The following is a 14,226-nucleotide window of genomic DNA, read 5'->3' on the forward strand; positions in this document are numbered from 1 at the left end:
CCCAACGCCGAGCAGTAAGTGCTTAAGCAGCTTTCTCACTTCATCGCGCTGCCAGAGAACTAGCGGGCTGATACCGAACAGTAGCGCCATCAGCGCCATAAGCCAAGTAAACAACTTGTTGAAAAAGGATTCGCCGATAGAAATGCTGCCCATGCCCAGTTCTTCTTTATGCACTAGCGGTAACAGAGTGCCGATCAGCACCATCAGTATGGCCTCCATCAACAGAATATTGTTGCCTAGCAAGAAGGTCTCGCATGAAAATACGTCGTTTTACTCGCGGCTGCGGACCTTGCTCCTTGAGGGGAGTACAGCAGCAGTGATCCGCGCCTTGTTACCAGCACCCCAAAGGCCAGGATGATTATCCTGCGACCTGCGCCCCGGATCCGACGCAAAAGCATGTACTGAGACCAAACACTCCGGATCGTACCAGGAACGTACCCAATAGGGTCATAACATAAGGAGAAGGCGATGATGGCTAGCAACACCGTCAGGCTTTGAATGTCCCGAGCTTCTCAGTGACCGCCAGCGAATGCAACAAGGGCGGTACCGGTCAACCAGATCATTAACCAACCGAGGCATTCTCCACCGGATCTAAAAACCACCAGCCGCACTACAGCCAAGCTCAATAATAGGCCCAGACGGAACGATTACGGTGCCGATAGTAAAGAAAATCTATGCCGCCAGTGTCCAGAGGCATAACCAGAGCGCTAAAGCCGTGTCCAAACGGCCGGCAATCAATGACGAGATGGCAAAATAACCCATCATAGAGCAAGGACAGATGGAAAATAAGACCGATGTCTTGCAATACGGGATTTTAAGGTTATGCCCATCAACGGGAAAGTCTGGCAGCGTACGGCGAAGCGGGTTGGAGGTCAGCAGAATAAAGGTGAGAAAACCGCAGGCGATCACATCCCTATTACCGCCAGCACACGCGCAACAGCTTCCGCTAGGATGTTAAGGCTAAACTGCGCCACCGCCATAACATCCAGACGCTCAGCAATAGCAACCACAACAACCTACAACAGCAGCGATCCCTTATGAGCGCCTCAGGTGGTGGTAATACAGTAGTAAATGGGCAGGACTGCTGTTCGAGTTACTCATCATATAGGTGACGGTAAAATCGTTAACGATAAGAACTTGAACCAGATAGACAAAGGCGCTGGAGAGGGAAAGAAACACGCCATAGGGCAAAGGCCGTGCCGCCGCCATCATGCGCGCATCCTGCCGGTTGGCGCCCCACAAGGCAGAAGCGCTAAGCCAGTTTGCTGAGGCACAGGAGAAAATTGCCGAGTTCCGGGATCATGGCTACTCCCCCGCTCTGCGTCGGTGGTCGAGGGTGCGCGCCGCTGGCGTCCTTAGATATTGGAGGCGCCAAGGGTGCCCCTGCGGCACTGCCTCTACCCTTTACGAAATGGATCGGGGAAAAATACCGACATAGATGACCACAACGGTGCCGGCGGCATCTTAAATTTTAAGGGTCACCTGCAGAGTCTGCGGATCGCGTTTTACGCTGCCGTGCATGACCTTGCCGCCGATGCGCAAGCGCTAGCAGACGTGAGGGCAAATGGTGATCTTCTTATTTACTGCTGAGAATTTCGCTTGGCGTATAAAACAAATCAATATTAGCGCGCAGCGCACATAGATAGCGTAAGGGCCGACGGCGTCGCAGCCCCAATTAACAACCACCATCACTAACAAATAGAGGCAGCTTTTACGACGCGGGTTCACTAGCCTTTCTCCGGAGAGAGCGCCGACTTAGAACACATGGCTCCATATCGCATGCGTTCAGCGTGCCCTGCTAGCGGCGCGCTTCGCGGGTATGTACCACCAACGTCGATAGTAATATTCAGCGTGACGGCGACCGGCTAGCCAAACGTACAAAGCGTAATCACCCATCGCCAGAAAGACCGGCCAGGAAGAAAATGCCGTATTCATCGCCTACGATCCTTTATACGCCGCCAGCGCGATAGCCCAAGGACGTTTACGCTCCTTGAATAAAATCAGCATGCGTAAACACATCAGCGTCAAGGTAATGAACAGCAACAGATAACCGGCAATGTCCCAACGCATCAGCATACGCATGCTGAGATCAATGGTTTTCTGCATGTTGGTAGAGCCCTAATGCAGGGTATTCCACTACTGCACCGAAAAATGAATGATGGGAATTATTGACAATCCTGACCAGGATCAGGATGCCGGAGAGGTACAGCGATCTTCGAAGACATGATATAATTCCATCACGCCTAAATACAAAAACAGCAGCACTAACTCCGAAGTAAGGCGCGCATCTCATATCTACCAAGCACCCCACATGGGTTTTTCCCAGGCGGATCCCGCCACCAGCGCGTTAAAGGTAAATACCGCTCCCATTGGAAGCCATCGCCACCGCTGTCAAATCAGCCATTTTCATTTGCCATATTAGACCGATAAAAAGGGCTATCGCCATAGCGATAAATGCCCATAGATTCCTGTGGCCGGCACGTGCAAATACATAATGCACATGCTATCGCCCTGTTGATAATCGAGCGGCACAATACCAAAGTTCCAGATTCGACCAAGCAGCAACGTGCAGGTCTCAGCAAGGGTAAACCAGGGCAGACAATGCCCGCAAATCTGATATAGCTATTCCAGTTTGGCCCACTGATGAAGTACTTTCAATATAATAGTTATTGCTCACAATTAATAAGGTAAACCGCTTGTCTAGGGTATCGAATCAACAATCGGATCAACAAGGTGACGTGCGTGGTTTGCCGGCCGTTGGCTTTTTTTATGCCATCTCACGAATCCGGCCCCCCCTCACGGCACGCTGAACCGCAACGCCGCGGCGGTAGTAGCGAACGCCGCCAGCGTTGTGCTGTCGGCCAACAACGCAGTACCGCCAGATAGCCGTATACGGGCAACCCTGACGCGGTATTGTCCACGGCGCAAAGATCAGCACCGGGATAAATAGTGGCAACAACAAGCTGAGAAATACACCACTGCGGCGCGCTAGGTAGCCAGATCCAGAGACAGTAGTAGCGCCACCAGCGGAGACATCAACAACAGAGGCAGACCAGTCGCCAATAGGCGTGGCAATTTTTCTATCCGTTCGCGCTGCCCATGTTAGCAGGCAATATCGTTGGCTGTATATTTATTTTCGCGTTGCTAAGACACGCCCAAATACTTAATGACCCGATCCATAACTGACGAGCATCCACTGCCAGCGATCTAAAACGTTACCTCTTCTAAATAAGATTAGCCCCTGGGGACGATCGGCGACACGACAGGCCTCTCGTGGACGCCCAAGGCTTTAAGTCGCAGAACGCGCGCTATGCGCTTTCGGACGGCATGAGGCACTCACCGTATACCGGTGCCGACACCCCTCTGGCGCGTGTCGCGAAGACACGCCGCTGCGTTCAGCGTCATGTCATCGTGGTTTTTCCCCGCTCCGGCGGGCACGGGATGCCGTCTCACGCTCACGGTTTCACCCTATGAAGCGAGCAATACCATGCTTTAACCAGAAATTGAGAAAACGCGCCGCAGAGTGCTTATTTCCGGGTCTAGATAGACTATACTAGCCGTCGCTTGACACATGTCTCCGTAGTTAAATGGATATAACAAGCCCCTCCTAAGGGCTAGTTACAGGTTCGATTCCTGTCGGGGACGCCATTATTACCTTAACGTTCATAACTTCGCATTACTTAAACACTACGCCAATCCAGGGTTCCTACTAGATAATAGTTACACTACATTACCCAAAATCTATTGACATCACGCAACTGTTACGAACATTATTGCGGGCATAATTTTGCTGCTCCTAATAGTAGGATGTCTACTCATGCTAACCACAAAACAAATAGAGCAAGCTAAATCCAGAAAGAAAAGTTACCGTATGTCGGATACGAATAGTCTATTCCAATTCGTTACTCCCACAGGTGACAAGATTTGGCAGATACGGTATTTCTTAGAAAGCGAAAAGAAAGCACTAAAAACACTAACCCCGAATATTACAAACGCTGATAATTTTTGTTTAATAGCTCGAGAGTAGTTCTGAAGACAAGGACAGACTTGGTCATAGCAATATGCATACGAAATCCTGTGCCTATCTAACAAGGATATTTTCTCTATTATTGGGGATACGCCAATTACAGATATAAAAGCTAAATAGGGGTTTGAGAAGGTTTGAAGAACGTAGGATAGTGGGACGAATGAGGAAAGACGAATGAGGAAACTAGAAAATGAATTGGAAAAGCATTCAGATTTGCTATCGGTACCAGAAGCACTGATTACGACCTTGCGGCAGACTTGTCTATGCAATAGCTGTGCTAAGGTCAGAGCATCATTCTTATTCTTCATGAGACATAAGTTAGGAAATTTAACAGGGCATTACAGGGTCACAGTAGGAGTTTTTTAGTAAAATTCGCTACTCAGAATTTACAGCTCACAGATTTTCGTACCGTGCAGCTGCTGATAGAATTGTGCTGATCATCATAGATTTTGAAAATAAAATATGGATACTGCCCGTAGAATTTATGAAATCTCGCTGGCCTCCTATCATCCTGATATCCGCGCAAGTTATACCTGGAACATCACATAAAGCCTACACCACCATAACGCCGTCAATAATCGGATACTAGAACGTGACTAATAGTTATATATTAATATTATATAATATATACAAAACTGATTAAATATGTGACCTTTACTCTTGGTTGTTCAAGCTAAACGGAGTGGTCAATAAGGGGCACTCAACTGGACAAAAAACATCGGAGTTGTGTAGCAATTTTACTGTTGAATTCCTTAACATAAATCCCATCAGCGCCATCATAGGTAAATAACACTTACCATAGTAGATTAATATAATTAATCAATTTTATTTATTGCTGGGAAATTTAAATTCCAAAAAAGTTTGGATTTTGAGGGGCGAACTGATGATGAATTTCCTTGTTTATAGCATTCATTATCTGAATAATATTAAATAAATGATAGGAAATCTGAGAAATGCTGACCGGTGCTGAAATTATCACAACTTCATTTTTGGCAGATACGAAAAGCAAAAATAGTGAAACTGTAAGAACAATATACTACACGAAGAAATTTCATTATCTATCGATATTTAATTTATTTCAAGACAAAAAACCATCTGTAATTATCTTTGACGCTACCAGTTGAAGTTTTTACAGATAGAGAGATTATGATAATTTTTACGCTATTCAAATAATAGTTGCCCGTTAAAGAAATAGCATCTAAGTTATATATTTTTCATGGAACGATAGGGAATAAATTACTGAGAATTTATTAAAAGATTGGTGTCAACTCAGTACGTGGCATTATATAGTAATATCATACTATATGTTTATATAATTACGAATAAAATAAAATTATCAGAGAAGAGGTGAACTTTTGTTAGTAGTGATTATAGTAAAATAAATTCATTACTAGCACGCTATTCATGATAGTGATTTAACACATTATAAACTTATAAATTAAGTATAATAACGTTAAATGACTATTTAATTTAATAAAATTACCCTCTTCTCTACTAATGCTTTAATTAGTATTAAAGCATGACGCGTTAGATCTGTTTTTACAAAACCTCATTCGTTATGCCTAATTTATTTTCAAGGAATTATTCTGTCAAGAATAGCTAGCTACTGGCCCCTTAAAGTTTCGTTATTTTCTTGTTATCCTGACCTATTCATGTCAGCACTACTTTGGTGTCATCGATATCGCTAAACCAGATATCTCGTAAGCCACTCGATAATCTAATTTTACCGCAACATCATCATTTCTAAACCCTGCGCTTAATTTCCTTGAGGCGTTAGAAAACACTAACTCTTGCATAGCATGCAGCTTCAACCATACTGCCTGTTGCGAGACAAATTTTTCAGTTTTTTCGGTCCTTTGATAAATTGCCTTTCCTTCTTTCTTTATCTTGGATGGAAATTAAAGTATGCTCACCAATATTAGCAATCGTCTGGATAGACCATTTCAGCTCCACCGGAGCCATGTCCAAGGTACCTAACAACATTGAAAGATTATTTTGTATTCTTGCTTCAGGTATCCCAATACGCCTTAGTGTTTCCGCTATTGTATTAATAGCGACGGACATACTAGTATTAACTATTGCAACATTAATAGAGTGAGCGAGCTGCATCTATTAGTATCACTCTCCCTTTATAAGTTCTCATCGAATTTCTAGGTGACCAGAATTTTTTCTGATCTATATCGACGCTGATAGACTCATTCACGACAAGAGTATTCAGACTAAAATACTGCGGATGACTTAAAGCCGCCAGATAGACGGCTGATTTTATCAGAGAGCGGACCTGACGCTTATTGTCTTATGCTTGATTGAAACCATTATAGTTAATATTTCTATCTCTGATAACGACTAGAAAGATAACATATCTTCCTATCAACAACTAACATAGCTGATTGTAGATCTTTAGTGCCTGTTTTCTTCTCAAGCATAGGCATCATTATCAGGAGAACCTGTTCTGCATTCTCTTATGATACCATACCCATGGTAGAAAAAATTTTTGCGCCTGATAAATCACTCAGGGCAATAGCGTTACTGTGCCAAATTTTTTTAACATTTTCCTAAATAGAATATTGTAGTAAATTACAGAGATATTTTCTTACATCATTTAGATATTTTTCAATCGAAAAAATAGCATAAGTTGTGAGCAATAAAAAAATTGATGCCATACTTCAACTACTTGTATTTTCTAAAACCTGAATCGGCTTTGTATACCGTGCAATAAAGAACTTACCCTCTTGGACCAGAAAAACGGTTTTAGAAAGAGAAAGCATTCCCTCTATTATACTGCTGAGTCTTGAGTTGGATCTCCTGGTTAAGTACGGCTAACACCACGTACATGAAATGCAGAACAACATTTTAGTTATAATATTAATAAATTAATAATTGTATTTTTATAACGAGTGTGGTAATTATTAGTTAGCTCGTAGTAGTAAGTGAATTAAGCACGTTGCGTTCTAGATCGAATGCCTTATCACACATGGACTCTATCTCCTCTCACACTATAGTATGAGCACAAGACAAAGCCACTAACAGTACTATATATAATAACGGTAATTAAAGTATCATCAATTCATTTTATTATTTAAAATAAACTTAACATTCTTTTTAATTTTAAAAATATAAAATAGTAATAATATGATTAAAAGTTGCTGTTTTCTCATTTTGTTATGTTCTTTTTTATTATCATCTCACGCTATACCAAAATACACCTTAATCTGTCCCGGATGTAAAGAGATGACGGTGATGCACACACGTTATAGAATTACGACATTAACATGGGAAGATAAATTCTTTGTTGAGCCATTGTCAAAAAGTGCTAAACGATAGATATAGAAAAATAAGATATACCGCTTTCTTAACCATGACATGCTGATCACAGATAGTTTCTAAAATTTCTATCTATTCCATTTTAATAATGGAAAATAAATCAAATGGACCAATGTCCCTGACTTGAGCGTCGCTCCGTTAGTGCTGGAAATTATCCATTAGAAGCAAATGATGAAGTAGCAGTAAAATACTATTAACAACGCGTAGTTGTGTTATGATATCTCGCTTTTTTTGAAGCGTAAGTTGTCGCTGAGCGAACGGTATCATATCCTGCTAGTGCCTAATATTTATTCTTTATGACCGGATTGTTGTAGATATCTAGTATCTCCTCGACGGTGATTCAGTCGCCATTTCAACCAGAATGTCGTCGTGAGAGAACTACCCTATGGTAATGGTCTTCCTTCGAGGAAATCCACCTATAGGTATCCACCAAATAAAATAAATAGAGAATTCAGACATTGCATTCGTGGGAGGTGGAATGCTCACGCGTGTGCGATGAGTTTAGCGAAGGCGGGGGGAAAGTCAGCAACCGATCAAGAAGGTAGCTTACCTTTCTGATCGCGTAGGGTTTAAAGTCAACAGCCTGCATTAGAGATCCACAGCCGCACAATCGCGAGCGTGAGAGCAACATCACCCATCACTGTTGTCAGCAGAAGACAACGTCATGTTGAATTGGGACTGCAGCGTTTATCATTTTATTAACTGTACCACATTTATTCCTCAACCGTGACACCTTTTATTCAATGATGCTAATTTTATAGCACTAAAATTCACATACAAATTTTATGAATTTTCATTATAGATATAATATTTTCTTTCGTCTTCTATACTGTGATTATAACTATTATTGCGGTCAAAATAACCTATCACATTTGATAATGTTTAGAGCCTTTCTGACAAAAATGAAAGACTATGTTAGTTACCATTCAATCGGCGTGGTGCTGAACTTTTTTATTTTAAAGGTTGCTATAACGTAGCGCGGTGATGATGTGAATGCGACTCACTAGACCTTTTAGGATGTAACCACTTGATAAACATGATATCGGAGGTGAGAAAAACCAGTTATCTATTAAGGTCATTAACGATACGCTTCATAAAGCCAGGAGAGAAATAATTAAGAAAAACACTCGTGCAATACTTTCCTCTTTATCTCAGCTGACTATTCTTTCACTTACCACTTTATTATTCTCTATCGTTTTATAGCATAATAGTTTTTACTGAATGTGTAAAGTGTGTAATTTTTTCTCTTTCAGTAGAGATGCAATTAATTTCATCAGGAGGTTTTGCATAGCTAAGAAATATTAATAAAATAAGAAAAAATTAATTCATATTTCGCTAAATACTATTCCGTTAGTTTTATTTATAGAGCGTTATCATGTGCCATAGGGTATTTTAGAGATAGTACTTCACATAATCTTTATACTGATTATCCCTGTATAAGAGTTTCTCAATATTCCAGACGGATTTTATTTTGTATGACGCACTAATGATGAATGTCCTTGTCCTTAGGCAGAGTTGGCGTCTGAATTCACCGTCTATGATCGCCAAGCTGAACCAAACCACGCCGACACGGAAATTATTGTAATCTCCTATTATGGCCGAGACGCTCTAAAACCGTATCATATCCTCATAAATATCCATTTTTTATAAGAAAAAATATATTAGAAAATTTCTGGCGCTCATATAAGTTCACATTCACCTCTGTTACTATATAACAATGTTACCATCTATTATTACCATTACACTGCTCGTCACCATTTTTACAGAAAGAGAGCATCGTATTATTTTCTATGCAATCCAAAAAATAGGTATAAAATAAATCGCTGAAATATTATTCTTTTCTTATAACACTATTGAAATAGGCTGTACAAAAATCCAGACAATTTCTCTTGATAATATTATCGAGTATTATCATAATATATGACTTAATTGTTATATTCAGAAAAATATCCCTAAAGAAGGCATCAGTTTTCTGTGGTAAACCTTGAATCGGATAAGGACCATTAGTCTGCCAAAGCCTGCGCGAGCGAGTGTTACGATTTCGTCTGCTCGCGCCATTAGGCTACTTGTACCTAACAGGGTGTCATTCATGGGACCTCCGCGAATAACCGTGCTGCTAAGGTGGTGTTAGCGCTTGACCGGTGAGCCGCTGTTCAACTTTCTCGCTCTAATGTGATAAATAACGAGTCGCATCATCTCGTTAAAGAAGTTATTATGCGCGAATGACAGCGGATTCTATAATCCAATTTCCATACACGGACATATAGTCCTTCTTCATCTTAACAGGAAGTACTATATGCCAAAAATTTTTACGAGAAAGTCTACAAAGAACGGCTGCTTATTGATGTGATTTTCCCAAGTAAATAAAAAAACATTGTGTGACGGCTAAAGTGTTCGTGAAAATAATTATAGCCACTGGGAAAAATATCTCTTATTTGATAATGGCACCTTGGCAATGAATTTTGATGAACTTAGTTTAACAGACTTTTTAGCCCGCATGGGAGCAATCCATTTTTTGAGTCTTATCAATTCTGCGGCGACGATGACGATACGGGAGACCGCTACGTTTAACTCAGTTTAATGTGGATGTGTTGCTGACATTGCCCAGTCATTACTTCATTAAGTATGCACTGAACTCTCTTGATTTCGTTGATCAGTCATGTCATATCGTTATCGAATACCACAAGCAGCACGGTGGCGGTCTGCTAGCGAGAGATGACAAAACCGTACGGGAAACATCACGGTTATGCGCTATGCTAGAAAATAGGCGAAATACCTGAGAGTCGCCCTGCATGATTGCGGATAAGATAATAACTTAAGTTATCCCTTCCATCCTGGGAATTATGCACGGCCTTTGCCCAGAGTCATCGGGCAGCCCTTTTCACAGAGTAACGAACGATTCGATTGTTGATACTGAGGCGTCTATTTTACAGTCGCACTACGCAGGTTTTTTTCTCAGCAATCGACCACTACCACGCCTGGGAAGTAGTGAATATCGTCACACTGGGGAAAAACAGTATCTGTAACGGATATCTATGTATCCAGTTGAAATACAATGCCAACGAAGGTAGCGTGATGGCTATCAGCGCATTTTATGCTGCCCCTGAAAATGGTGACAGTCGGATATCTGATGAAAGCATATTGGCCGCTATTCACCGTAGTATTGTTAACCGTCTGCAACGGCATGGGAATCCTTGTTCAATTTTCCCAACGCCGGCAATATTTGTCCCTATGGCTGAGATGTGTTCATTAATCAATATCATGATTGAAAACTGATACACTTGATTTAGTGAGGACGTAAACCAATGGATCAATGAAAAACATCGGATGCAGGCCTAATTCCTCATTGTTGTTGATTGCTTAGTTATACTACCCCGCCTTTGCAATAATAATCCATATCGGCGACGTGCCATAAGGCAAATACCACATTTTACTATTATATTTTTGAGGATGAAACACCTTAAGATGTTAGTAACAATCCGCTCCTTACCTTTAACTCTCTGTTTTTCTATGAAACCTTTTTCTCCATCGGTTAACATCTTTTTGCCTATCAATAAATATTGTATTAAAATACAATATTTATTGATAAAAGTTAGATATTTTAATTATTTAATTATTATAAAAATTTATGTATGTTAATTTTCAGTATCGTTAAATTAATTATTAATTTCTTATCATAGGGTTATTCTTAAAGGCATCTTATGAATTTATCAACGTACCCACTACTACCTAATATTAATAATATTAATGTTAAGTAGCTTTATCACTATACTAATATGAATCAAAAAAAGACTATTATCAGGAATTTTCTGGATAAGATGAATTCTTGATTTTATAATATAGGTTGGAGATTAACCATGGCAGAACATCTCGGCGATTCAGGCAACTTCACAGAAGATAAACAGAAAGCATCTGAAGCCGGTCGTAAAGGTGAGTAAAGTAGTAGCAGCTCCAAACAGCAAGAATTTTAAAAAATAATCTGCAAAAAGCATCTGAAGCGGGTAAAAAAGGGTAACACAGCCACAGTGGTGGGAGTAGTTCCTACTATCATCATGTTTTATTCCTAAAACTAGTCATTTTCGTCTTATTTTCCGTTAGGCGGTCTCTAGGTCCGTTAGTTTGGAGCGGTCACGAGCCACGCAGGCGACCGGGATGTTAGAAAAAAATGATATTATGATGATGGCCTGTGGCTTTCTCCACCTCCGCAGGCCACAGTCCTTAGAAAGGATAATACTTAAGCCGGTTTTGCTTATTAGCTGACTCAATCTTTTTACCATTAGTAGTTATCGAGTTACCCTTAATCTACTTAAGATTCATGATCTGTGACTTTGTGATTTTTTCCAGAGGTGTACACAGAGCATGGATCCAGTCGTACCACGTACGCAATTGACTCCTATCGCTACTCTGCCTCTTAGTCCACGTTATCGAATGTCATGTACCTTTCCCTATTTAGACGTAGTTCTCGACGAGTGCGATGAAGACCAGATTACTGTACCAGCTGCTACCGTGCTAATCTGCAATTGTTATCACAGTGCTCAGGACGACTTGAGCTCCCTGTCTTACCCCTACGGGGAGATGACCCGATCGAAACAGAACGTGTCCCATATCTTGTCATCACCAGCCTGTTTGAGGTGATTTAGGCCATCGGGTTGAAATATACCCAGGGTTTCTCCTTCCCATTTCTTAGTCTGATTGTCATTAGCGCAATCTGTATCAACTTCTTACTGTTATCCTGGGCATGAAAACCTTGCCGGCGGAGTACTGCTTACGTCGTCTAGAGCAGAATTAGCGCCGTCTTTGCTGCGCTCATGGGTATGAGTTTGCTAGGGAAGGCAGTGGAGACCGACGGTCGGGTTATCAGTCTGTGCCTGCTCATTGCCGGACTCAAATATTTTACCCCCTAACGCCGGAAGACCCACTCATTGCTGGGTTGACAGGAAATAACGGCGCTAGCGCGCCCGCGGTAGCATAATCACACAGTGCAACGTAGCACGACGCTCGGAACAGGACGCGCCGGCGGGCCGGGCGCCCATCAGCCTTGACGATAGCGCGGTATAAATTCACCAAGCCCGGGCCTAATAAGTACAGTAACCCGCTTCGCGGGAACATGCCCTAGCTCCGCACGCAGCACTGACAGAATATTGCCCTCTTCTTCTTCACTGTTAGGCGCTAAATCCACATGGCCGCACTCGCCTGACAGGCTAACCCAGAGGATCTCCGCCTGGATCAAATGGCTGATGTTAAGCCCCGTGCCGGTGCCATAAATTGCAATCGAATTGTCGGCAATGGATTTGCCGCCGCTGAACTGAATGACGTCTTTTTCGGTCAGCATTAGAATAGCTATCAATACCGCAGTAAATCATTAATAATTTCGAGCTATTCCAAATTCAGGCTTGCCTTCATCGCTTTAATGGAGAACACCTAGGAATGATCGGTAATTTCAACCTAATCTTCGGTAATCAGGCATGCGTTAGCGATATAGTTCTCTTTGAACACGGCTTTTTGGCCGGCCAAATAATGGTGAATAACCCGCTCTAGAGTGTCGTAATCATCGCTGGAATAGTTATATGAATGTAGGAGATCTCTCCCGTTCTACATTACACAGCGCCAGCCGGCATTGGTTCCGCCAACATAGTCGGCCAGGACATAATTTGTCCTTCGTTTCAAGCTCTACTTACTCAACTGCTTGCTGCGAGGCGTTCTCCGTTGAGCAATATTAAATAATATATAAATATTATTTAATATATTATTTATATAATAGAGATAATTATTTAGGAATTACGGCAGTGGACGCTTCACCGCCGACCATCCCCTTAACCAATGGCAAATTCCGGCGCCGCAGCGCGGATAGCCGTAGTGCCGAACAGCGGCACCGATGCCTGATCCTGGCTGAGCAATAAGCCGATTTTCGTACATCCCAATACTATCCCTCCCCCTTCAAACTGCAATCCGGCAATAATCTGGCTAAGCGCCTGTCGGGAGTCGTCGCACAATATTACTCCAAAGCACAATTCTTTAAAAAATGATTTCATGCACCCGCTAACGCTCGTCAGGCCCCGTAACCACTACATCAATCCCATGGGACGGCGACATGTCGGTCACGATAAAACACTTTCTCTATGGTAAAGCAGGTTCCGAGCAAACCGACACTCCGTACCCCCGCGAGATGGATGCGGGAGGTGGTGGCATTAACAATGTGTAGCAACGTCAGAGGACAGCTCTGCGCGATATGATCTGCCACTTGATGCCTGGCCTGATACTGGTGCAAAGAACGATGCCCTAGGCGCTGACCCGGCGCAGCGCTTTCGCGCGCTCGGTTAATACCTCTAATTTCCCACCTCTTGCCAGACGCTTACGAACTACATGCAGGCAATATCGGCAAAATCCACGCTTACCAGCATCAGAGATGCGGAGTGTAATCCGCCCAGGCGTTCGCTGACGCCTTGATTGATTAACTAATAATACGGCACAGTAGATTTTAAAATAATGTCGATTATAAATCCAAATATTTTCATATAATTTCCTTTATCGCGCATCTCCATGATGAAGAGCACTTAGACTTTATTTTATAAGGTGCCCGTGTGAATAACTCTTGTGTTATTCCCGGCGCTCGATAAAGATACCGTCTGGTGCACTGTTAGCCCATGTCATTCTTACGCCTTTTTCTCATTTTGGCGAACAGTAAGGAATCTTTATGGTATATCAGGCCAGCCCGTCCCAGTTACAAAACGATGGAATATCGCCGCTGTGGCAATAGTTAGACTGACGCTGCCGGCAATCTCTCTCGCTAGGGCTTTAGTACAATTTTGGGATGCGACATTGTATTGGACACACCAGCCGCCAAATGCTGCGTCACGCCTTCTATAGGGGCATCA

General features: G+C 42.3%; 4 protein-coding genes, 1 tRNA gene and 5 pseudogenes. 4 read left to right on the forward strand and 6 right to left on the reverse strand.

Annotation, left to right across the window (positions count from 1 at the left end; genetic code table 11):
• The 3 pseudogenes from BG74_RS12005 to BG74_RS15335 form a co-directional block, all read right to left on the reverse strand.
• Positions 1–1,303: pseudogene (locus tag BG74_RS12005) on the reverse strand (heme lyase CcmF/NrfE family subunit); the annotation flags it as partial.
• Positions 1,304–1,938: 635 nt separating this feature from the next.
• Positions 1,939–2,613, reverse strand: a pseudogene (locus BG74_RS00375) (cytochrome c biogenesis protein).
• A gap of 183 nt (positions 2,614–2,796) precedes the next feature.
• Positions 2,797–3,063: pseudogene (locus tag BG74_RS15335) on the reverse strand (heme exporter protein CcmB); the annotation flags it as partial.
• A 9-nt stretch (positions 3,064–3,072) separates the two neighbouring features.
• Here BG74_RS15335 and BG74_RS20090 point away from each other — a divergent pair.
• Both BG74_RS20090 and BG74_RS00385 read left to right on the forward strand, forming a co-directional pair.
• Positions 3,073–3,186, forward strand: a pseudogene (locus tag BG74_RS20090) (formate/nitrite transporter family protein); the annotation flags it as partial.
• Between the two features lie 387 nt (positions 3,187–3,573).
• Positions 3,574–3,648, forward strand: a tRNA-Arg gene (locus BG74_RS00385).
• Positions 3,649–5,866: 2,218 nt separating this feature from the next.
• On the opposite strand, the gene BG74_RS00395 is transcribed toward BG74_RS00385, so the two are convergent.
• Entirely contained in the window at positions 5,867–6,091 is a 225-nt protein-coding gene (locus tag BG74_RS00395; RefSeq protein WP_187202433.1) for a hypothetical protein, read from the reverse strand.
• A 4,164-nt stretch (positions 6,092–10,255) separates the two neighbouring features.
• Here BG74_RS00395 and BG74_RS12010 point away from each other — a divergent pair.
• Together BG74_RS12010 and BG74_RS09725 are read left to right on the forward strand one after the other, a co-directional pair.
• The gene (locus BG74_RS12010) at positions 10,256–10,627 is read left to right on the forward strand and encodes a hypothetical protein (RefSeq protein WP_187202434.1); all 372 of its coding nucleotides are present in this window, start codon (positions 10,256–10,258) and stop codon (positions 10,625–10,627) included.
• 581 nt (positions 10,628–11,208) lie between these two features.
• A pseudogene (locus tag BG74_RS09725) lies at positions 11,209–11,366 on the forward strand (con-10 family general stress protein).
• A 1,017-nt stretch (positions 11,367–12,383) separates the two neighbouring features.
• Here BG74_RS09725 and BG74_RS15340 read toward each other — a convergent pair.
• Both BG74_RS15340 and BG74_RS12020 read right to left on the reverse strand, forming a co-directional pair.
• Entirely contained in the window at positions 12,384–12,698 is a 315-nt protein-coding gene (locus BG74_RS15340; RefSeq protein WP_244267051.1) for a glucokinase, read from the reverse strand.
• 466 nt (positions 12,699–13,164) lie between these two features.
• Positions 13,165–13,383: a hypothetical protein gene (locus tag BG74_RS12020; RefSeq protein ID WP_204376275.1), complete on the reverse strand. Its 219-nt coding sequence runs from the start codon at positions 13,381–13,383 to the stop codon at positions 13,165–13,167.
• Between the last annotated feature and the right edge of the window lie 843 nt (positions 13,384–14,226).

Source organism: Sodalis-like endosymbiont of Proechinophthirus fluctus, from assembly GCF_001602625.1.
Taxonomy (GTDB): domain Bacteria; phylum Pseudomonadota; class Gammaproteobacteria; order Enterobacterales; family Enterobacteriaceae.